Annotated in this window: 19 protein-coding genes; 8 read left to right on the top strand and 11 right to left on the bottom strand. The window is 61.4% G+C overall.

Annotation, left to right across the window (positions count from 1 at the left end; genetic code table 11):
- Positions 1–55: 55 nt before the first annotated feature.
- The 9 genes from ACE04F_RS17350 to ACE04F_RS17310 all read right to left on the bottom strand — a co-directional run bounded on the left by ACE04F_RS17350 (position 56) and on the right by ACE04F_RS17310 (position 8595).
- Positions 56–778: an amino acid ABC transporter ATP-binding protein gene (locus ACE04F_RS17350; RefSeq protein WP_486108567.1), complete on the bottom strand. Its 723-nt coding sequence runs from the start codon at positions 776–778 to the stop codon at positions 56–58.
- On the bottom strand, positions 771–1421 hold the full coding sequence (locus ACE04F_RS17345; protein WP_434568543.1) for an amino acid ABC transporter permease: 651 nt from the start codon (positions 1419–1421) through the stop codon (positions 771–773). Before ACE04F_RS17345 ends, ACE04F_RS17350 begins: the two co-directional genes overlap by 8 nt.
- A gap of 9 nt (positions 1422–1430) precedes the next feature.
- Positions 1431–2096 (bottom strand): amino acid ABC transporter permease, encoded by a 666-nt coding sequence (locus ACE04F_RS17340; RefSeq protein ID WP_434568542.1) that lies wholly within the window; start codon positions 2094–2096, stop codon positions 1431–1433.
- Positions 2089–3867, bottom strand: a complete 1779-nt coding sequence (gene lhpI / locus ACE04F_RS17335; protein ID WP_486108564.1) for a cis-3-hydroxy-L-proline dehydratase — start codon at positions 3865–3867, stop codon at positions 2089–2091. The genes ACE04F_RS17340 and lhpI overlap by 8 nt, the downstream gene beginning before the upstream one ends.
- A 10-nt stretch (positions 3868–3877) precedes the next feature.
- Positions 3878–4696 (bottom strand): ABC transporter substrate-binding protein, encoded by an 819-nt coding sequence (locus ACE04F_RS17330; RefSeq protein WP_486108562.1) that lies wholly within the window; start codon positions 4694–4696, stop codon positions 3878–3880.
- Between the two features lie 231 nt (positions 4697–4927).
- The gene (locus tag ACE04F_RS17325) at positions 4928–5677 is read right to left on the bottom strand and encodes an AraC family transcriptional regulator (RefSeq protein ID WP_486108560.1); all 750 of its coding nucleotides are present in this window, start codon (positions 5675–5677) and stop codon (positions 4928–4930) included.
- Positions 5678–5833: 156 nt separating this feature from the next.
- The gene (locus tag ACE04F_RS17320) at positions 5834–6541 is read right to left on the bottom strand and encodes a cupin domain-containing protein (RefSeq protein WP_486108558.1); all 708 of its coding nucleotides are present in this window, start codon (positions 6539–6541) and stop codon (positions 5834–5836) included.
- 48 nt (positions 6542–6589) lie between these two features.
- Complete coding sequence (locus ACE04F_RS17315; RefSeq protein ID WP_486108556.1) at positions 6590–7447, bottom strand: GNAT family N-acetyltransferase; 858 nt, start codon at positions 7445–7447, stop codon at positions 6590–6592.
- A gap of 221 nt (positions 7448–7668) precedes the next feature.
- Positions 7669–8595 (bottom strand): 2-hydroxyacid dehydrogenase, encoded by a 927-nt coding sequence (locus ACE04F_RS17310; protein ID WP_486108554.1) that lies wholly within the window; start codon positions 8593–8595, stop codon positions 7669–7671.
- Positions 8596–8881: 286 nt separating this feature from the next.
- On the opposite strand from ACE04F_RS17310, the gene gabT reads away from it, so the two are divergent.
- From gabT to ACE04F_RS17295, 3 genes are all read left to right on the top strand, one after another.
- The gene (gene gabT / locus ACE04F_RS17305) at positions 8882–10174 is read left to right on the top strand and encodes a 4-aminobutyrate--2-oxoglutarate transaminase (RefSeq protein WP_486108552.1); all 1293 of its coding nucleotides are present in this window, start codon (positions 8882–8884) and stop codon (positions 10172–10174) included.
- 87 nt (positions 10175–10261) lie between these two features.
- Positions 10262–10918, top strand: coding sequence for an HAD family hydrolase (locus ACE04F_RS17300; protein WP_486108550.1), 657 nt, complete (start codon positions 10262–10264; stop codon positions 10916–10918).
- A 45-nt stretch (positions 10919–10963) separates the two neighbouring features.
- Complete coding sequence (locus ACE04F_RS17295) at positions 10964–11452, top strand: Lrp/AsnC family transcriptional regulator (protein WP_434623723.1); 489 nt, start codon at positions 10964–10966, stop codon at positions 11450–11452.
- 122 nt (positions 11453–11574) lie between these two features.
- Here ACE04F_RS17295 and ACE04F_RS17290 read toward each other — a convergent pair whose 3' ends face one another.
- Positions 11575–12330: an SDR family NAD(P)-dependent oxidoreductase gene (locus ACE04F_RS17290; protein WP_486108576.1), complete on the bottom strand. Its 756-nt coding sequence runs from the start codon at positions 12328–12330 to the stop codon at positions 11575–11577.
- Positions 12331–12533: 203 nt separating this feature from the next.
- On the opposite strand from ACE04F_RS17290, the gene ACE04F_RS17285 reads away from it, so the two are divergent.
- Positions 12534–13454, top strand: a complete 921-nt coding sequence (locus tag ACE04F_RS17285; RefSeq protein ID WP_486108547.1) for a LysR substrate-binding domain-containing protein — start codon at positions 12534–12536, stop codon at positions 13452–13454.
- Here the strand turns inward: ACE04F_RS17285 and ACE04F_RS17280 are convergent.
- A complete protein-coding gene (locus tag ACE04F_RS17280; RefSeq protein ID WP_486108545.1) occupies positions 13448–14053 on the bottom strand; it encodes a TetR/AcrR family transcriptional regulator in 606 nt (201 codons plus the stop codon). The two genes, ACE04F_RS17285 and ACE04F_RS17280, sit on opposite strands and share 7 nt — an antisense overlap.
- A 156-nt stretch (positions 14054–14209) precedes the next feature.
- On the opposite strand from ACE04F_RS17280, the gene ACE04F_RS17275 reads away from it, so the two are divergent.
- The 4 genes from ACE04F_RS17275 to ACE04F_RS17260 all read left to right on the top strand — a co-directional run bounded on the left by ACE04F_RS17275 (position 14210) and on the right by ACE04F_RS17260 (position 20122).
- Positions 14210–15376 carry an ATP-NAD kinase family protein gene (locus ACE04F_RS17275; RefSeq protein ID WP_486108543.1) on the top strand — a complete coding sequence of 389 codons (1167 nt, stop codon included), beginning with the start codon at positions 14210–14212 and terminating at the stop codon, positions 15374–15376.
- A 32-nt stretch (positions 15377–15408) separates the two neighbouring features.
- Positions 15409–16812, top strand: coding sequence for an aminomethyl-transferring glycine dehydrogenase subunit GcvPA (gene gcvPA / locus ACE04F_RS17270; RefSeq protein WP_486108541.1), 1404 nt, complete (start codon positions 15409–15411; stop codon positions 16810–16812).
- On the top strand, positions 16809–18365 hold the full coding sequence (gcvPB, locus tag ACE04F_RS17265) for an aminomethyl-transferring glycine dehydrogenase subunit GcvPB (RefSeq protein ID WP_486108539.1): 1557 nt from the start codon (positions 16809–16811) through the stop codon (positions 18363–18365). Before gcvPA ends, gcvPB begins: the two co-directional genes overlap by 4 nt.
- 134 nt (positions 18366–18499) lie before the next feature.
- Entirely contained in the window at positions 18500–20122 is a 1623-nt protein-coding gene (locus ACE04F_RS17260) for an acyl-CoA synthetase (protein ID WP_486108537.1), read from the top strand.
- The last annotated feature ends 23 nt before the right edge of the window (positions 20123–20145 follow it).

The following is a 20145-nucleotide window of genomic DNA, read 5'->3' as shown; positions in this document are numbered from 1 at the left end:
CTTGTGTACCCATTGAACCCTGTGGGAGCGAGCCTGCTCGCGAAAGGGCCATTCGCTATTTCACCGATTTCAGAAACGCCGCCGTCTCCGGCTGCTGCGGATTGCCGATTACCTGGTCCGGCGGGCCGATCTCATGAACTCGCCCATTGCAAAAGAACGCCACCCGGTCGGAGACGTCGCGGGCGAAGCGGATCTCGTGCGTCACCAGCACCATGGTCATGCCGTCCTCGGCCAGCATGCGCATGGTGTCCAGCACCTCACCCACCAGTTGCGGGTCCAGCGCCGAAGTGGCCTCGTCGAACAGCATGTAGTCGGGCGACATCGCCAGCGCCCGAGCGATGGCCATGCGCTGTTGCTGGCCGCCGGACAGCTTGCCGGGGAAGGCCTTGAGCTTGTCGCCGAGGCCAACGTGCTCAAGCTGGCGCACCGCCAGCGCCTCGGCGTCCTGTCTGCTCTTGCCCAGTACCTTGCGCGGCGCGAGCATGACGTTTTCCAGTACGGTGAGGTGGGGAAAAGCGTTCCATTGCTGGAAGACAATGCCGATCTTCTGCCGCAAGCGATTGAGGTCGGTGGCGCTGTCGTGGACCTCCACGCCGTCCACGCGGATGCTGCCTTTCTGGATCGGCTCCAGGCCGTTGATGCACATCAGCAGGGTCGATTTGCCGGAGCCGGAGCCGCCGATGATCGAGACGACTTCGCCCTTGTCCACCGTCAGGCTGACGCCCTTGACCACCTCCAGGTTGCCGAAGGATTTGTGCACGTTTTCGATCTCAATCATTTTCCTGCCACCTTCTTTCCAGGCGCGCGCCGAGGCGGGCGACCACCAGGCTCATGACGTAGTAGATGAGGCCCGCGATGCACAGCACCAGCAGGGGTTCTTGAATCCGCGTGACAATGGTCTGCGAGGCGCGGAGCAATTCGACGATGCCGATCCACATCACCAGGGCGGTGTCTTTCATCACCCCCAGCACCAGGTTCAACCAGCCGGGGAAGGCCACCCGCGTGGCGATCGGCAGGACGATGAAGCGCAAGTCCTGCACGTAGCTCAAGCCCAGGGATCGACTGGCCCGCCGGGTGCTCAGCGGCACCGCCAGCACGCCACCGCGGACGATTTCGGTGAAGTACGCGGCGGCATAGACGCCGAGCACGATGCAACCGACGGCGAAGGCACTGAGGTCCAGGCCGACGATGCTCTTGAGCGAATTGAACAGCACGAACTGGATCAGCAACGGCACACTGCGAAACACGTCCAATACCCAGGCCAACGGCAGGCTGGCGCGGGGCAGCAACGCCCGCAGCAGGCCGAACAGCAAGCCGGCGACGGTGCCCAGCAGGATCGACCACGCGGTCAATTGCACCGTGACCCAGGCACCCTCGAGCAGGTACAGCACGTCATTAACGGTAAGGCTTGTGGAAAACATGACCAGCCCTCAATAACGAAACAGCCGCCAGGACAACAGCCGGGCCAGCCCGACGATCAGCTTGGCGATCAGGTAATAGAGCAGCGCCGCGAGGGCGAAGTATTCGAAGGTGCGGAAGGTCTTGACGTTGTATTCCTGGGTCACGCCGGTGAGGTCGTTGTTCAAGCCGACCACCACGCCCAGGGACGTCATCAGCACCGCCCAGACCATCTGGTTGGTCAGCGGGTAGAAGACGATGCGCAGCAACTGCGGGACGATGATCATCCGGTAGGCCTGGAACGCGCTCATGCCCAGAGAACGGGCGGCGCGCATCTGCGTGCCCGGCACCGCCTTGAGGCCACCGCGAAAGTTCTCGGCCAGATAGCCGGCGTTGTTGAAGGTAATACCGGCCAGCAACGCAAACCACGAGCTGACGTGCAGGCCGAGGGAACCGAGACCGAAGTAGAGGATGTAGATCTGGAACAGCGACGGCGTGTTGCGGGCGATCGATACCCAACCGTTGCCAACGCCGCGCAACAACGGATGACGGGCCTGGCGCATCACCGTCAGGAGCAGGGCGATCAGCACCCCGAAAATCATCGACAGTGCGGCCGTTTCGAAGGTCACCCAGGCGCCGGCGAGCATGTCGGGCAGCGCGCGCAAGGCCGGGCGCCATTGGAAGCTGTAGTCAAACATGGCTCGGGTTTCCCTTGCGTGCGATGGGTTGCAACCACTGCGGCGGCTGGCCGCTGGCCGTGGCGGTACAGGCGGCCTCGACGCAAGCCCCGAGACTGGCGAAGTGCACGCCGCGCCCCACCAGGCCGGGTGCGTAGTGGGCGTACTTGCCGGAATTGGTCATCAGGGTCGTGGCGGCCGGAGGGATCACCGGCTCACCCAACATGCACCAGCAGGTGTCGGTGACCAGTGTCGCGCCGAACGCTTCGATGGGCTCCAGGTGACCGGCCTGGCGAGCCTGCTCCAGCACGGCGCGACCGCAGGTGATCGCCACTACCACGTCGGGGTGCCTGGTTCGTCCCGCGCAGATGTTCGCCAGCGTGGCGAATTCGCTCAGGGAGAAGTGCGGGTTACCCAGGGAAACCACATCCACATGGCTGTGCCGGGCGCTGTTGAGCTCGCGCCAACTGGCAAGCAGTCCCGTCGCGTCCACGGTTTTCACCGATAACACGGCGTCGTGATCCAGGACCTGGGCGGGGTCCATCGCCTCCGGCGTCACCCCGGCGATGTGGAACAACGGCGCCGCGCTGGTGGTGGCGAACGCGGCGCCGAAGGCTTTGAGGTCGTCCAGGGTCGGCGCGGCGTCTTCCAGGCCTCGGATCAGCGGGATACTCCGTCCCGTGAGGCTGCCAACGTGGTAGCCAAGCAGCGGGTAGAAGCTGTCATCCGCTGATTCGAGCCTGGGCACCTCGACGATCAGGCCGGCCTTGCGCTGGTCGTCGAGATGACAGCCGGCCAACGGCGCGCGGCCACACAAGGCGATGCAGATATCGAGGAAGTCCGGGTATTTCTGCGTCCGCGCACCGAGCACGCTGTTGGCGTAGACCACCGCGTTGGACTCGGCCCAGACGATCTGCTCGCCCGCCGTTGGCGCGGTATCGAGCAGGTAGGGCGCACAAGTGAAGCTCAATTGCGCGCCCATTGCCATGTAGGCGTCGCCCAAGGCACTGGCCGGCTCGCCCAGGGCCGGATCGACGCCGAGCTCACGCCAGCGGCGCTGATCCACGGAAATCGAATTGAGGGTGGTGGGTACGCATACCTTTGCGCCCCACTGCACCAGTTGTTCGGCAAAACGCAGGCTGGCCGGGCCGGTATAGATGCAGCCGTCGATGTGGGCCTGGGTGATGTCGAGCAGCTGTCCGGCGCCCTGGATCTCGGCCATGCGCAGGACGATCTGCATCGCCACCTGGACGGCCTTGCCATGGACCCCGTCCAGCAACGCCTGGTCCCGTTCGTTCAAGCGCACGGTCGAGGGCGTGAACGGCTGCGCGCAGGTATTTTCCCCACGCCAATGGTCGTTGGGCCGACGCCCGGACAAAGTCAGGCAGTTGCCTTCGATGCGCCCGAAGCCCTGGCCGCGCAGGCCGCTGAACGCCTCGCTGCCGATACACAGCACCGGCAGCGAGCGCTGGAAAACCACCTCGGCGACGAGCACGCCCAGGGTCAGGATTTCATCGGCTTCGGCCAGCACCAGTGCCGCCGGTGCATGGCCGTTGCTGATCAGTTCCATCAACACGCTGCTGCCGGTGCAGGAGCCGCGCCCGCTGGGAATCGCCAGCACGCGCCCGGCCAGGCGCTCGCCACTGAGCGGGTGGTGTCGGTCGATGACTTCGCCCGTGGCCGGATCAACCCCGCCCCAGAAGCTCAGGCCGACATCGGCGAACAACAGGCTGCCCTCGGCGGCACCCTCGACCAGGCTGCGGCCCTGCAGGCGGATAGGCGTGCTCGGCATGCCGCGATCCTCAGTAATAAACCTGCGGCACGGTCAGGTTGGCCGGCGGGATGTCGCTGCCGACCCATTTGATGAAGAGCTCCTTGTAGCGGCCGGTGCGCACCTGCTGGTTGACGAACAGGTTGAGGTAATTGAGCAGGCCGTATTCGTTGCGTTTGGCACCGAGGGATACGTAGTCGATGACGTAAGGCGCGTCTCCGGCGATCTTCAGGCCCTTGTACTTGCCCGACTTGATGGTCGCGGCAGCGACGGTATTGGTCACGACAGTGGCATCGATGTGCCCCTGGGCGACGGCCAGCAGCGTGTCGTTCTGCGATTGATAGGCACGGAAACTGCCGCTGCCCCAGCTCTTCTGGTCTTTCTCCAGGGCGATGGCTTCATAGGTGCTGCTGGTGTTGCCGAGTTTCTTGCCCTTGAGGTCGGCGTAGCCGTTGATGCCAGTGTCGTCACGGGTCAGCACGACCATCTGGAAAGCGAAGTAGGGCACGGTCAGGCCGACGGTCTTGGCCCGCTCCAGGGTGTCGGACGTGGAGGCGACGATGACATCTGCGCGGCCTGAAAGCAGTGCGGGAATTCGATCGGAGAACGGCGTTTCCACGACCTCCGCGTCGACGCCGAGAACCTTCGCCAGATCGTGACAATAGTCCACGTCGAATCCAGTTGGTTTGTTGCTTTCATCACGAAAGCCCATCGGTGGGAAGTCCAGTGTCACCGCGCAGCGCAGTTTTCCCGAGCCGATGATGTCGTCGAGTTTGTCGGCATGGGCGGGAAGGGCTAGCAGGGGAAACAGAACCACGCCGAGGGCTACGGCCAGTGCAGGGTTTTTCATAAATGCCTCGCTGTCGAATAAATGCTGGAAATATCGTATTGAGGATTTCGTATACGATATTAAATAAGCAATCGACGTGCCTGTTTTCGTTTTTTTGCCCGCCCGTTAGTAAGCCGTTGATCTGCCGATAGTTGCAGATTGCAGCCTGGGGGGCTGGCGCGCAGGTGCGGCGAGTGCGGTGTTACAGATGGGAGCAGTGGTGCTTGCCGATGCCCGATAAAGGAACAGCCGTCAGCGCTGGTTCTCTCGATACTGGCTGGGCGAAAGGCTGGTCAGCGCGCGGAACTGGCGACTGAACGCGCTGTGATCGGTGTAGCCGCAGCGCAGGGCGATCTCGGTGATGGGCAAGTCTTGGTCCAGCAGCAACCGCGAGGCTTCTTCCAGGCGTGCCTTGTGAATCATCTGCCGGGGTGTGAGTTGGAAGATGCGCTTGCAGTGTCGCTCCAGTTGCGCCGCCGACAACCCGGCGATGGCAGTCAGCTCGGCCAGGCTGATGGTGCGGGCGAAGTGGCGCTTGATGTGCGCGTCCACCGCCGCCAGCTTATGGAACGCCGGGTGGCTCGATTGTGGCAGCTGCAAGTCCCGGGAGATCCCGGCCAGGCCAACGATCCGGCCGGCGGGGTCGTGCAGGGCCAATTTATGGGTCAGGCACCACACCGGTTGGTTGCCGTAATAAAGATGCAGTTCGAGTTGGTCGGCCAACACTTGCCCACTGGCGAGCACTCGACGGTCCTGTTCGGTGTACAGCGGGCCGAAGCGCGCCGGGAATACTTGTTCGGCGGTGAGGCCAAGCAGGTCGTTGCGCTCCTTGAAGCCGCAGCGCCGGGCCAGGGTCTGGTTGACGAAGGCGTAGCGGGCCTGGTTGTCCTTGATAAAGAACACCGTATCGGTGAGGGTGTCGAGCAGCGGTGCGATGGCCTGCAGGCTTTGGAGAAGGGCGTCGAGGTTGCAGGGGGTCAGGGAGGAGAGTGAAGGGTACATGGGCGTTGTCGTTGTTTTTTGAGACAGTGAGTGTCGGTTGGAAGTGATGTGCTTGTCACGCGCTCCGTCGTCTGGGTTGATCTGTCACGGGCTGGCTATTGGTATGAATATCCGTTGCTGGGGTAACGGATATTCACACCACGGAAAACCCCACCATCACTTGCAGACGTAGACCTTGCGCACATAGACGCTGCTCTTCCAGGCGCAAGGAGCCCCCTTGGGCACAAACACGGTATCGCCAGTCTTCACCGCCAAAGCCGTGCCATCGTCGAGCTGGAGACTGATGCTGCCCTCGATCAGGTGCATCAGCTCATGCATCGTGTGCGGCCTCGCTCTGCGGGTATAGGGAGTCGAATCCCAGACGCCGATGCGCAGGTTGGTCGCGCCCTCGACAAACAGATTGTTCGAGCGACATTGCGGTGTCGGGCTCAGCAGCAATTCTTCACTCGGTGGCGTCGAAGGTGAGAGCAACGTGTGGGGAGGGAGAGCGGTCAGCCCGATATTGCCCGCTTCAACAGGCTGGGTATCGGCGCAGAATGCCCAGAGCGAGCCGGGTTGTGCCTCGATCCGAATCGATGTGCCGCGGGCAATCACGGCGCTGTCGCCCGGATTGAGTTGCAGCGAATGTTCCTGGCTCTGCAGGGTGACCTGTCCGATGTGGACCACAATCGTTTCACTGTAGGGGTATTGATCGACGCTGAATTGTCCGCTTGCCTGGACAACGCCGGCAGCAATGTCATCGGTCCCGACATAGGCAATCTGCCTGTCGAACGGGTCGTTGGCGCCCAATGAGCCACTGGTAAATGCTGTTGACGCGCGGGTGCCGTTGGCATGGGCCAACAGCACGGCTGTGGGTTCTGGCATGAGGGTGGTTCTCCAGGATAGTGAGTGGTGTAGCGGTGATGCAGGGCTTCAGCCGATGGCCTGGCTCACCAGCGCAAACTGCTGTACGCCGCTGCTAGCCTGGGGCGGGGTGCCACGGACCATCTGAGCGACGGTGTCGACCTGCTTCAGTCCGGCTTCTTCCAGCCATGGACCCAGTCCGCTGTCGGGCGATACATCCATGCGTACGAAGGCATCCGGCACCTGAGCCAACAGCAGCGCGATCAAGTGCTTGGCCTGCTGTGGATTTTCTGCAATCACCGGGCCGATGTAACGACCACGACCGAATGGCCGCAGGATAGCGAACGCGCGCAGTTGACCATCGCGTTCGATACCCACCGCAGCCTCGACGCAATCGAACAGGTCATCGAGCACGGCGCGCCTGTCCAGGCCACTGCCGGCGTTGGCCAGGCGGATCTGTTGGTTCCGGTCGGCTTCGGTCAGGTGCCGGCAGCGCTCACCCGGTATCAGGTTCGCGGGAGCCGGGGGCAGCACGTTCCCTTGATGTTGTTGGATATGGCCAAAGTCAACGAATCCCTGGCTGGCATAAAGGGGCGCGCCGGCCAACGTCGCATTAAGCATGGCAGTCCGCGGCCCGCACGCCTGAAGCGCCAGCTCCATCAGCTTGCGACCGATGCCCTGGCCCTGATATTCATCGCTGACGATCACCAGGCCGATCGTGGCGTAAGCTCCCTGCGGGCAGGTGAACGCCGTGCCGATCAGGCGGCCGTTGTCCTCGGCGACGAAACCCTGGGAGACACGCTCCAGCATGGCCCAGTCCTCCAGCCGATGGGGCCATTTCAACTGCACGGACAAGGCATGGGCCGCGGCCACATCGGCAGCGGTCATAGGGCGATAGGCATAGGCCGGGGGTTGCGAGTTGGACATGACAGATCTCCGTAGACGAGGGCGCGTGACCGGGCGGATTTCGCCGCTCAAAGGATTGATATCTCACCTGCCGCCAGGCCTGACAAGAGGCGGGCATTGATTCGGCAGATTGCCTAAGTTGCGGCTTCAAGCGCCGCAGTTATTGCTCAAATCTGCGGCAGGCTCAGCAGCAAATATCAGCCGGTTTCGCCGCTGTTTCGTTACTGCGTGGGCAAGGACAATCAGTAATGGCGCTGGCGGTCAATCTGGCCGAGCATCGATTCGCCGCGCTGCTGTCGGCGGATATTGTCCAGCAACACGCCGAAGGCACTTTCAGGTTGGGTCATCGCCGCGATGTGCGGCGTCAGCAATATCTGTGGATGCTGCCAGAACGGGTGATCCGGCGCTGCCGGCTCCTGTTGCAGGACGTCGAGCACCGCCGCACTGAGTTGGCCGCTGGCCAGGGCCTCGAGCAGATCCTTTTCTATCAGGTGCCCGCCGCGACCCATGTTGACCAGGGCAGCGCCTTTTGGCAGCTGTCTGAACAGCTGGCGGTTGAGAATCCCTTGGGTCTGCTCGGTCAATGGCAGGACGCAAATCACGATGTCGCATTGGCCGAGGAACGCCGGGAGCTGTGCGTCACCGGCAAAGCAATCCACCCCGGCGATGCGATGCTCGCTACGTGCCCAACCTGACAAGGCGAAGCCGAAGGTCTGCAAGGTCGCCAGAATCTCCCGGGCCTGCATGCCGAGCCCCATGACCCCGACCCGACGCTGGGCCGCCGGCTGCAGCAAGTGCGCCTGCCAGCAGCGAGCGATCTGTTGCTGGCGATAACGGAGCATATCCCGGTGCAGGCTGAGCACGGCGAAGCTGGCGTACTCGCACATGCCCCGGGTGATGCCTGGATCGAGTAGACGAACTATCGGAAGGGACGCGGGCAGACGGTCTAGCTCAAGCTGATCGACCCCGGCCGACAAGGCGAACAGCACCTCAAGGTTCGGTAGCAGTGTTTCGAGGTCATCCGGCGCCTGCCAGGCGGCAAGGAAGCGAATGTCCCTCGGGTCGCCGATGTCCGGCCAGGCGCGCCATTCGATGTCCGGAGCGTGCGCGGCGAACAGACGTTTCCATTGTTCGCCGCGTACCGGATCGGCTTTATACAGCAGGGCCATGGGTCACTTCTCTTACTGGATAGGGAACATCCAGCATGCCCGAGTGGCAAAGCAGGATGTATCGAAACAGCCTGCGTAATCACCCGACACTGCTTTGTATAGGGCGTCTGCCGGCAGATTCCATGGGGCTGCAGCCGGCTGAAGGATTCTGCTGTTTGCCGGGGTGAAAACAGTCGATCCGAATTTCCCAGGGGCCAAGTTCGGCTTAGACAATTGTGTCGAACGCTTAACCTGTGGAACACATCGCAGCCGTTTTCCGGTTGCCTGATCCACTGTCGGAGACGCCATGAACAGTAAAGTCGAGGAAACCCCGAGCCTGCTTCTGCAACGCGATCAATTCGTGCCGCGGGGGTTGGTCACCGCCCATCCGCTGGTCATCGACCGGGCCCAGGGGGCAGAAGTGTGGGACGTGGATGGGGCGCGCTATCTGGACTTCGTCGGTGGTATCGGCGTGTTGAACATCGGCCATAACCACCCGAAGGTGATCGCGGCGGTGCAGGCCCAATTGCAGAAAGTCAGTCATGCCTGTTTCCAAGTGGTGGCCTACAAACCCTATATCGACTTGGTCAAGCGCCTGTGCGCATTGGTGGGTGGCCAGCAAGCCTGCAAGGCGGCGCTGTTCACTTCCGGCGCGGAAGCGGTGGAGAACGCGGTGAAGATCGCCCGGGCGCATACCAATCGTCCCGCCGTCATTGCCTTCCGGGGCGGTTTCCATGGGCGTACTTTACTGGGGACGACGCTGACGGGCATGAGCCAGCCCTACAAGCAGAACTTCGGACCGCTGGCGCCGGAGGTCTTCCATACGCCATACCCGAATGCCTATCGCGGTTTCAGCAGTGCGATGGCGTTGCAGGCACTCAACGAATTGCTTGCGACTCAGGTTGCTCCGGACCGAGTCGCGGCGATCATCATCGAGCCAGTGCAGGGCGATGGCGGCTTCCTCAGCGCTCCACCAGAATTTCTCCAGGCGCTGCGAGCCTTGACCGAGCAGCACGGCATTGTGCTCATCCTCGACGAAATCCAGACCGGCTTCGGGCGTACCGGCAAATGGTTCGGCTTCCAGCACGCCGGCATCCAGCCGGACCTGGTCACCGTCGCCAAGAGCTTGGCCGGTGGGTTGCCCATCTCCGGTGTGGTGGGGCGTGCGCACATCATGGACGCGCCACTGCCCGGTGGCCTCGGCGGCACCTACGGCGGTAATGCCTTGGCGTGTGCCGCGGCATTGGCGGTGATCGAGGCTTATGAGCAGGAGCAGTTGCTTGAGCGTGGCCAGGTCCTGGGCGAGCGGCTGCGCCAGGGCCTGCTGCGCTTGCAGGCACGTCACCCGCGCATCGGTGATGTGCGCGGCACCGGCTTCATGCTGGCCATCGAGTTGATCAAGGACGATGAGGCCCGTAGCCCCGATGCCGAACTCACTCAACAATTGATCGACCAGGCACGGATTGGCGGGCTGTTGGTGATCAAATGCGGGGTGTACCGCAATGTCCTGCGCTTCCTTGCTCCCCTGGTCACCGAAGAAAGCCAGATCGACGAAGCGCTGGCCATCCTTGAAACCGCATTGCTGCGGATATTGGATTAGTCTCCGGTGCCGGTCGACAAGTTGTAGCGATGTGTCGACCGGGGCATCAAGGGCATATGGATTTGAATACACCATGGGAGGCGACACATGCACCTGACTGATTATCGCGCGCTGCTGATCGACTGCGACGAAGTCCTGGTCGATCGGGATTCCGGTGTCTGGACGGCCTTGCAACCCTTGCTCGAAAACCGCCCGGGCATGCCCGGCAAGGAGCAAGTGTTGGCGGAGTTCTACGAGGCGGTACGTGGGCTTTATCCGCGTTTTTCCGATCTCGGCTTCAGCGGTTTGTTGTGTTTTGCCCACCGCCAGCTGGCGGAGCGCCTGGGGCTCAAGGTCAGCTGGGAAGAGGGCATGAGCTTTGCCCGATCAGCCGGCAGCTGGTCGTTGTTCGAAGACGCGCCAGGTGCCATGTTGTATTTGCGCAAATTCTACCGGTTGCTGGTGTACTGCGATCGTGATGCCGAGGATCGCGACCAGCTCTGCGAGCGCTTGGGCATCCCCCCCGAGGACCTGCATTCGCGAGCCTGCAATCCGTTGGAGGACGAGGCATGGCTGCTGCAGAACCAACTGAAGCCGGAGAAAATCATGCAAGTCTCCAGACCGCCTGCACAACCGCCGAAGTCGGCTGGCTTGTGCCTGATTCGCCGCGGCCATGAGCCTGAAAATCAACAATATTGCGCCGATTTCTACATCACCAGCATGGCCGACCTCGTCGCTCAGCATCAGCTATCTTTGCGCCGTTGAATTTGCTAAAACCACTGTCAACCTGAAGACAACCGAGGGGTCGCGATGGAAGGTTTAATAAAACTAGACCGAATAGATATCAGTATCCTGGTTGAACTTCAAAAGGACGGTCGGATGACCAATGTCAGCCTCGCCGATGCCGTTGGACTGTCCTCCAGCCCCTGCCTGCAGCGGGTCAAACGCCTCGAATCGGCCGGCTATATTTCCGGCTACAGGGCACATCTGAACCTGGCAAAGATTACCGACTCGGTCACCGTATTTACCGAAATCACCCTCAGCGACCATAAACGCGAAGACTTCGCCAAGTTTGAATCGAATATTCGTCTGGTCGATGAAGTACTTGAGTGCCACTTGATCAGCGGCGGTTACGATTATCTGGTGCGCTTCATGACGTGCAGCATCCAGCATTATCAGGAAGTGGTCGAAGGGTTGCTGGACAAGAACATCGGCATCTCCAAATACTTCAGTTACATCGTCATCAAGTCGCCGGTGCTCAAGGATGGAGTGCCGTTGCGCAGGCTACTGCGTCATTGAGCCCACTGCTGACTCCGTGGGAGCGAGCCTGCTCGCGAAGAGGCCAGTTCATTCAACGATTTCATCAACCGTGATAACCCTATCGCGAGCAGGCTCGCCCCCACACTGGACCTTCCGCGAAATCAGATAGTCTGCCCGCCGGAAACCTCGATGCGCTGCCCGGTGATCCAGCGATTCTCATCCGCCAGAAGGCTTGCAACCATCGGCCCGATGTCATCCGGGACGCCAACGCGGCCGAGGGCGGTCATACCGGCAAATTGTGCATTCAAGTCCGGCATGTCGCGCACGGCGCCGCCCAGGAAGTCCGTCGCAATCGCACCAGGGGCCACCGTATTTACCGTGATCCCGCGGCCGCCCAGCTCTCTGGCCATGTAGACCGTGAGGGTTTCGATCGCGCCTTTAGCGGCGGCATACGCCGAGAAACCGGGAAACGAAACACGCGTCAGCCCTGATGAATAATTGACGATGCGACCGCCATCGATGATCAGCGGCAAGAGCGCCTGCGTCAGGAAAAAAACACCTTTGACATGCACATTGAAGAGCTCATCGAATTGTTGTTCGGTGGTCTCGGCAAACGCTGCCATCGCGCCGTGACCCGCGTTGTTGAGGAGGAAGTCGAAGTCGGCTCGATCCCAGCCTTGCTGGAGGGCGCCGCAGAGCCTGGCGACGAATGTGCCGAAGCTGGAAACGTCACTCACATCGAGTTTCAACGCAACAGCTTTGCGCCCGAGTCGTTCGACTTCCCCGACCACGTCGCGGGCTTCGGCTTCGCCGTTGCGATAAGTCAGTATGACGTCGTTGCCCTTTTCAGCGATGGCGATAGCGGCATTGCGACCCAGGCCACGGTTGGCGCCGGTAATGAGTGCAATCTTGTCCATTGGAAAGACCTCTAGGTGAGTTGGAATAACTTGCGATTTCGCGGGAGGCTTTTTTGTCGATAGCCGATAAGCATCGCAAAGCACTGCGATGAGCTTGCCTGGCGCTAACGGATTCTGATATCTGTCGGGCAGAATTTAGGCAAAACGCAGATGCTTTAAAAAGACTTTATATGCTCAAACCCATGCCTTAGAGGTATCGCTCGATGGAGCTGCGTCACCTTCGTTATTTCGTTGCCGTTGCGGAGGAGGGCAACCTGACCTCTGCCGCGACCAAACGTCTGCATACCGCGCAGCCGTCCCTTAGCCGCCAGCTGCGCGATCTGGAATTGGAGGTTGGCACGCAGCTGTTTGTGCGCAAAGCCAGGGGCATCGAACTGACGCCGGCCGGAATAGCGTTCCTGGATCAGGCCAGGCTTGCGCTCAGGCATGCCGAAGAAGCCGTGGCGGCCGCTCGACGTGCGGCGCGGCCGTCGAAGAAGGTCTTTTCGGTGGGTTTCCTGACGGGGCAGGAAGTGGACTGGCTGCCGAGCGTGACGCGCTTGCTTCGGCATGACCTGCCCAACATCGAATTCAAGGTCATCAGCTTGCAATCGCCCTCATTGGCCGATGCTATTCAACGTGGCGACGTCGACCTTGGCTTTCTGCGCGTTGAGCCACGGCCGGATGTCAGTTACGCGGTTGTCGCGAAAGAGCCATTGCTGGTGATCATGCCGAACGACCATCGCCTGGCGTCGATGAGCGATATCGATCCTGCCGAGTTGGCGAGCGAGACGTTCATCGGCTGCTCCGAGATTCCCCATGTCCTTCGCGATGTCATCGCGCAGTATTTCGCCAGCTGCAACGTGCAAGTCAACGCATCCTACTGGCTGGACGACTACGGCACCGGGATTTCCCTGATCAGCTCCACGCGGGGCGTTGCCATTCTGCCGGCCTACGTCGAGCCGCTGCTGCCCTGGACCATTGTCAGCAGGCCGCTGAAGGGCACACAGCCGGCCATCGACCTGGCGGTGGGTTATCGGACCGACAACAGATCACCCATTCTGAAAACGTTCCTTGAAAACATCGAGCAGATCCGGGCCGCGGGGCCGGCAGGCAATCGGCGCAGGGCACACGCCGGTCACTGATCCAGCGGATGACTGCTGAGACGCAATCCGCAAGCCAATACCTGGAAGCTTTCGATGGCTTTTTCGCTGGCCGCCTGAGGATCCTCGGCATGGGCAATCCACAAGGACGCGCCGAGCAGGGCACCCATGATCAGGCGCGCCGTTGCTTCAGGATCGATCCTGCGGATCGTGCCTTCATCGATCAGCTTTTCCAAGCTGCTTTGGGTGCTGCGTATGCAAGCGTTCTGGCTCGGCCATTGCGATGGATCGCCCAGCACCGCCGGCCCGTCGAGGAAGACGATGCGCTGGATTTCCGGCTCCAGGGACATCTTGATGTAGGCGATCGACTCGTCGACAAATCCGTCCCATATCGAGCTCGCTTCGTCGATGATCACCGACAGACGTTCCATCATCTCGTCGTCGATCTGGGCGATAACCGCCTGCAGCAAGCCCTTCTTGTCGCCAAAGTGGTGGTACAGCGCACCACGGGTCAGACCCGCCTGGGCGGTCAAATCGTCCATCGAACTGTCTGCGTATCCCTTCGCCGCAAACGCTTCTCGCGCTGCCTTGATCAGCTTGCCGCGGGTCTGCGCAATCATGTCCGCACGCTTCTGCACCATTAATCGTGTTCCTTCTGAAATTTGACATTCGCTTCGTATGCTAATTGACATACGCAGCGTATGTCGTATTGTGTTTGACATACGAGGCGTATGCAAATGCCTCGGAATTGCGTTTTCCGGCTCCGGAGGCCGCTGATGAGCACAGGATACCGATCAATGCGTGAGCAGCGTGATAGCGATGTTTCATTTCATGACCCAGCCCCTGGGAAGACCCTTGGGCTTATCGTCAACCCCGTTGCCGGCATGGGCGGGCCTGTAGGTTTGAAGGGCACTGACGGAACCGAGGTCCTGTTTGAAGCAAGACGCCGCGGGGCGCGCCCGGTTTCAAGTGAGAGGGCTTTGCTTGCGCTGCGGCGGCTGGCGGCTTCGACGGCGCCGTTCCGGCTGCTGACCGGCTCTGGCGAGCTGGGCGAAGATGTCGCACGGGCCGCCGGCCTTGACCCGATCGTTGTGTACTCGTCTGCGCCCGGATCGAGCCGCCCTGATGACACACGGAACGCGGCGCTGGTCATGGCTTACGCAGCGGTCGACCTGCTGCTGTTCGCCGGCGGTGATGGCACTGCGCGGGATGTGCTGGGAATGGTCGGCGATCGCGTGCCCATCCTGGGGATCCCGACGGGTGTAAAGATGTATTCCGCCGTGTTTGGAACCAATCCGCAGAATGCCGGGAATCTTGCGGCACGCTTCGTTGCGGCAGAACCCTCGGTGCGATTTCGCGAGGCCGAGGTGATGGACATTGATGAGGCTGCCATGCGTAGCGACCGGGTGTCGGCACGGCTTTACGGCTACGCCCGCAGCCCGCACGAGCGCCACCTGACGCAAAACGCCAAGGCCGGTTCTGCCACCAACGAACACATGTCCCTCGACGCAGTGTCCCGGCAGGTTGTCAGGGAGATGCAACCCGGTTGCCTGTACCTGCTGGGGCCTGGCACGACGACACGGCGGGTCATGGCCGAACTTGGCCTGCCTTCGACGCTGCTCGGGGTGGATGCGGTGAGGGACGGCGCGCTGGTGGGCGCTGACCTCAATGAACAGCAGTTGCTCCGCCTGATGGAGGGCCATGAAACCCGGATCATCGTCGGCGTTCTCGGCGGCCATGGCAGTCTGTTCGGTCGAGGCAATCAGCAGATCAGCGCCGAAGTCATCCGCCGGGCAGGACGCGACAACCTCATCGTGATCGCCTCCATGGACAAGCTGCTTGCCCTTGATGCCGGCTGCCTGCGCGTCGACACGGGCGACGCCGAAGTCGATGCCATGCTCAGCGGCTACCTGCAGGTGCACACGGGACCTGACCGGTCCGTCTTCTTCAGGGTTCGATCCTGATCATTTGCCATTGAAAAAACGAGGATACCTCTATGAGTCATCACGTCGCCCATCCCTATATGGCGAACTCCGTTCCTGCGCTCAAGCAGGAGATGCTCGATTCGATCGGTGTCGACAGCATCGAGGCGCTGTTCCAACAGATACCCGAGGACCATCGACTGCAACGTCCGATTGATTTGCCGCCGGCTCTTAATGAGAGCGAGCTGCGTCGGCACCTGGTCAGCACGCTGGCGAAGAATCGGACCTGCGAGCAGAACCTCAATTTCCTCGGCGCTGGCTGCTGGCAGCATCACGTCCCGGCGGCGTGCGACGAGGTAGTGCGGCGCAACGAATGGCTGACTTCGGTGTTCGGCGAGCCGAGCTCCGACCACGGCCGTAACCAGGCCTGGTTCGAGTTCTGCAGCCAGCTCGGCGAACTGCTGAACATGGACCTGGTCGGTCTGCCGGTGCGCAGTTGGGGTTGCGCCGCGGGCCACGCCATTCGCATGGCAACCCGCATTACCGGGCGCAGCGAAGTGGCGGTGGTACGGGCGATTGACCCGGAGCGGTTGTCGATCATCCGCAACTATTGCGAACCCGTGGAAATGCCCGGGCACATCGCTGTGCAACTGATCGACTACGACCCGAAAACCGGCTTGCTCGACCTGGAACACCTGCGCGCGTCGATCGGTGCGCAAACGGCCGCTGTCTATTTCGAGACACCGTCGTACTTCGGCGTGATCGAACAGCAAGGTGCCGAGATCGCGGCGATGGCCCATGCTGTGGGCGCTGAGGTGATTGTCGGCGTCGACCCGATTTCCCTGGGTGTGCTTGCCGCACCGATTGATTTTGGCGCCGACATCGTCGTGGGCACCACCCAGCCCCTTGGCGTGCACATGAACTGTGGCGGTGGTGTGAGCGGCTTCATTGCTTCGCGTGACGAAGAACTGTACGCCCATCAATATCCGACGTTGTTTATCAGCATCGCCGAGACCATCCAGCCTGGCGAATACGGTTTTGGCCTGAGCCTGTTCGAACAATCGTCCTACGGCCTGCGCGACAAGGGTAACGACTGGACCGGCCACTCGGTGTACATGTGGGCCATCGCCAACGCCGTGTACATGGCGATGATGGGGCCGCAGGGCTTTGAGGATGTCGGCAAGCTCATCCTGCAACGCGCTCACTACGCGGCCAGGCTGCTGGCTGAGATTCCGGGCGTGCGAGTGACCTTTCCCGGCGGCTTCTTCAAGGAATTCGTGGTGAATTTCGACGGTACCGGGCTGAGTGTGAAGGACATCAACAAGCGGCTGCTCGCACTTGGCATCTTTGGTGGCAAAGACCTGACGCAAGACTTTCCGGAACTCGGCGCCAGCGCCCTGTACTGCGTCACCGAGATTCACACCCAGGCCGACATCCAGCGCCTGAGCGCTGCACTGCAGAAGGTAATCGCGCAATGAACACGCCACTCAAGCAATACCATGCTCCGGTCTGGAGCGAGCCGGTGATTCTGGAAATGGGCTACCCCGGTCGTCGCGGGGTGATTTTTTCCGAGGCCGAGGCTGACGTCCAGGTGGCTGTCGGCAACGTCGACAACCTGGTGCCGGCGAACATGCGACGTACGCGCAAACCGGCATTGCCGGAGATGTCCGAGCCCGAGGTGTTGTATCACTACTTGCGTCTGTCGCAGCAGACCCTGGGCATGATGAACATCAGCCTGTTCGGCACCTGCACCATGAAGTACAACGCCCAGATCAACGAGGCGATGGCCTGGCGCCCGGAAATCACCCATGTGCACCCCCATCAGCACGAAGATACCCTGCAAGGCGCGTTGCAAGTGGTGCATGGCATGGACCTGATCCTGCGCGAGTTGTCCGGGATGGATCAGTTCATCTTCCAGGCCGGTGGCGGTGCCGACGCCGCGTACACCAGTTGCGCCGTGACCCGTGCCTATCACGCGTCCCGTGGCGAACTGGAGCAGCGCAACGAAATCATCACCACGATCCAGACTCACCCGAGCAGCGCCGCGACCGCTGCCGCCGCAGGGTTCAAGGTGATCACCCTGATGATCGAGGAGAACGGCTACCCATCGCTTGAATCCCTCAAGGCCGCGGTGTCCCATCGCACCGCGGCGCTGATGGTGAACAATCCCGATGACATGGGCGTGTACAACCCGCACATCCGCGAGTGGGTGCAGGTGGTGCATGACGCGGGTGGCTTGTGTTTCTACGATCACGCCAACTTCAATGGCGCGATGACCAGGATCCGTGCGCGCGAACTGGGCTTCGATGCGTGCATGTTCATGTTGCACAAAACCTTTGGCGCACCAAAAAGTGGGGTAGGTGGGCCGGCGGTGGGGGCCTATGGTTGTTCGGCAGAACTTGCACCGTTCCTGCCGGCGCCGTTGGTGGCCTTCGACGGCGAGCGCTACAGCCTTGATTTCGACCGTCCGCAGAGTTGCGGCAAGATCCGTGAGTTCTGGGGCAACGTCCCGGTGATTCTCAAGGCTTACGCCTGGTCCCGTGCCATGGGCGCAAAGGGCATGGCAGAGGCCGCGGATATCTCCGTGCTGGCGAACAACTACATGGAAAAAGGCCTGTTGGCGATCCGCGGCGTGACCCGCTCGCACCCTGAGGCGACGAGCCCGCGCATGGAGATGACACGCTACAGTCTGGAGCGACTCAAGGAGGACACCGGCGTCGATGTCCCCGACGTGCAGAACCGCATGAGCGATTTTGGCATTGACCCGATGTGGAGCAGCCATCACCCCTGGCTGGTACCGGAACCTTTCACGCCCGAGCCGGGCGAGATGTACGGCAAGGAGGCCTTGGACACCTGGATCGCAGTGCTTGCCCACATATCCGAGGAGGCTTATTCGAACCCGGAGATCGTCAAGACTTCGCCGCATAACCAGGCGATCCACCGGTTGCAGAGTGCACCGCTGGAGGACTCGGCACGCTGGGCGATGACTTGGCGCGCGTACCTGCGCAAGCACCCGCGGCCGACGGTTTGAGCCAGCGTTTAGCGCAGTACCGGCCCCATGATCGAACGGGGCCGTTTTTCAAACCTGAGCAGAGCTAACAATCAGCCATCGGGGCTTTCCAGCGCACTAAGACCGGCTGGCGGGCTCCCTACAGGATTACCCTCATGTCGATTTTCGAAACGGGCCTCGCGCCCTCGGCCGTCAATCATATCGCCCTGTCGCCGTTGAGCTTCATCGAGCGTACGGCCTCGGTCTATGGCGAACATCCCGCCGTGATCCACGGCTCCATCCGGCGCAACTGGCAGCAGACTTATACCCGCTGTCGACGCCTGGCCGGTGCACTGAGCGCGCAGGGCATCGGCAAGGGCGATACCGTGGCGGTCATGCTGCCCAATATCCCGGCCATGCTCGAAGCCCACTTTGGCGTGCCGATGATCGGCGCGGTCCTCAACACTTTGAATGTTCGCCTGGACGCGCGGGCCATTGCCTTCATGCTTGAACACGGCGAAGCCAAGGTGCTGATTGCCGATCGGGAATTCCACGCCGTTATTGATGAAGCCTTGGGTTTGCTGTCACGGCCGCTATTGGTGATCGATGTGAACGACCCGGAGTACGGCGAAGGCTGCGCGGTCAGCCCTCTGGACTACGAAGCATTCCTCGCTGAAGGCGATCCCCAGTTCGCCTGGCACTGGCCGGAGGACGAATGGCAAGCCATCTCGCTCAACTACACATCCGGCACCACGGGTAACCCGAAAGGGGTCGTCTACCACCACCGCGGTGCCTATCTCAACTCATTGGGCAATCAAATGACTTGGGCCATGGGGCATCACCCGGTGTATCTGTGGACATTGCCAATGTTTCATTGCAACGGTTGGTGCTATCCCTGGACCGTCACCGCGCTGGCCGGTACGCACGTGTTCCTGCGCCGGGTCGATCCGCAGAAAATCCTGGCGCTGATAAACCACTATCAAGTCACGCACTTGTGCGCTGCACCGATTGTCCTCAATAGCCTGGCCAACTTGCCTGACGCGACCAGGCTCACCCTCGATCATCCGGTCCACGCCATGCTGGCCGGTGCAGCGCCACCGGCCAAAGTCATCGGTGCGGTCGAGGCGATGGGCATCAAGGTCACCCATGTCTATGGCCTGACCGAGGTATACGGCCCGGTCACTGTTTGTGCCTGGCATGCGCAATGGGACGAGCGCCCGCTGGACGAGCGTGCGCGAATCAAGGCGCGCCAGGGCGTGCGCTATCCGACCTTGGAGGGGCTGATGGTTGCCGATCCGGCAACCCTTGAACCGGTCGCCGCGGACGGTCAGACCATAGGCGAAATCTTCATGCGTGGAAACACGGTCATGAAGGGCTATTTGAAGAACCCCGAAGCGACGCGCGAAGCTTTCGAAGGTGGCTGGTTCCATACCGGCGACCTGGCGGTCCGTCACGCTGATGGCTATATCGAAATCAAGGATCGCCTCAAGGACATCATCATTTCGGGCGGGGAGAACATTTCCACCATCGAGCTCGAAGACGTGCTCTACCGTCACCCGGCGATACTCGAGGCGGCAGTGGTCGCCCGACCGGACGAAAAATGGGGTGAAACCCCTTGTGCCTTCGTCCATCTAAAGGACGAACTTCAAGGCATTCGGGAAGCCGACATCATCCTGTTCTGCCGGGAGCATCTGGCAGGCTTCAAGGTGCCCAAGACCGTGGTATTCAGCGAATTGCCGAAGACCTCGACAGGCAAGATCCAGAAGTATCTGTTGCGCGAGTGGGCCAAGGCGCTCTGAAAAAAGGGCTAGAGGAGAAGAAT

Source organism: Pseudomonas sp. AGC41, from assembly GCF_057334555.1.
The sequence above is the reverse complement of the archived record's forward strand: the minus strand, read 5'-3'. Positions and strand labels throughout refer to the sequence as shown.